This window comes from Pseudoalteromonas sp. Isolate3 (assembly GCF_022398505.1).
Lineage (GTDB): Bacteria > Pseudomonadota > Gammaproteobacteria > Enterobacterales > Alteromonadaceae > Pseudoalteromonas > Pseudoalteromonas apostichopi.
On record NZ_JAKEVN010000268.1, the window covers coordinates 1 to 883 of the forward strand.

General features: G+C 42.6%; 2 tRNA genes and 2 rRNA genes. All 4 read left to right on the forward strand.

Annotated elements, in window-relative coordinates:
* Nucleotides 1-202: ribosomal RNA gene (locus tag L1D46_RS20755) — 16S ribosomal RNA — on the forward strand; the annotation flags it as partial.
* 76 nt (nucleotides 203-278) lie between these two features.
* Nucleotides 279-355 (forward strand) — tRNA-Ile (locus tag L1D46_RS20760).
* A 42-nt stretch (nucleotides 356-397) separates the two neighbouring features.
* Nucleotides 398-473: transfer RNA gene (locus tag L1D46_RS20765), tRNA-Ala, on the forward strand.
* A gap of 283 nt (nucleotides 474-756) precedes the next feature.
* Nucleotides 757-883, forward strand: a 23S ribosomal RNA gene (locus L1D46_RS20770); the annotation flags it as partial.

Below are 883 nucleotides of genomic sequence, written 5' to 3' on the forward strand. Positions count from 1 at the left end.
TCGCTAGTAATCGCATATCAGAATGATGCGGTGAATACGTTCCCGGGCCTTGTACACACCGCCCGTCACACCATGGGAGTGGGTTGCTCCAGAAGTGGATAGTCTAACCTTCGGGAGGACGTTCACCACGGAGTGATTCATGACTGGGGTGAAGTCGTAACAAGGTAGCCCTAGGGGAACCTGGGGCTGGATCACCTCCTTATACGATTTAGAACTTATTTGTTCGTAGTGTCCACACAGATGATTGTTGATTGTAAAGAGAACAACACTTATTGTTTGGGTCTGTAGCTCAGTTGGTTAGAGCGCACCCCTGATAAGGGTGAGGTCGGTAGTTCAAATCTACTCAGACCCACCACTTCTTTGAAGTGGAAACTAAACAGTAAGTACCAGCATATGTGGGGCTATAGCTCAGCTGGGAGAGCGCCTGCCTTGCACGCAGGAGGTCAGCAGTTCGATCCTGCTTAGCTCCACCACTTTTACTCCTTAAAAATAAACATTCTTAATCAGGTAATAAACTGCTTGAGAATAGAGTGTGTTTAATTTTGAGAAGTTTATTCTCTTGCTCTTTAAAAATTTGGAAAGCTGATATTAAAATTCTTATAGATATTCGTATCTATAAAGAGTTTTCAAAAGTAAAAATATGCCATTAATCGAAAGATTAATTGGTATCTACTTTAGTATTCTCATCATTATTTGATGAATTAACTTCTGGCGAAGTTAACAGCTGTCACTAACAAAGACCCGTTTGGGTTGTATGGTTAAGTGACTAAGCGTACACGGTGGATGCCTTGGCAGTTGGAGGCGATGAAGGACGTATTAACTTGCGATAAGCCTAGTCAAGCTAGTAAAAAGCGCTTGAGACTAGGATTTCCGAATGGGGAAA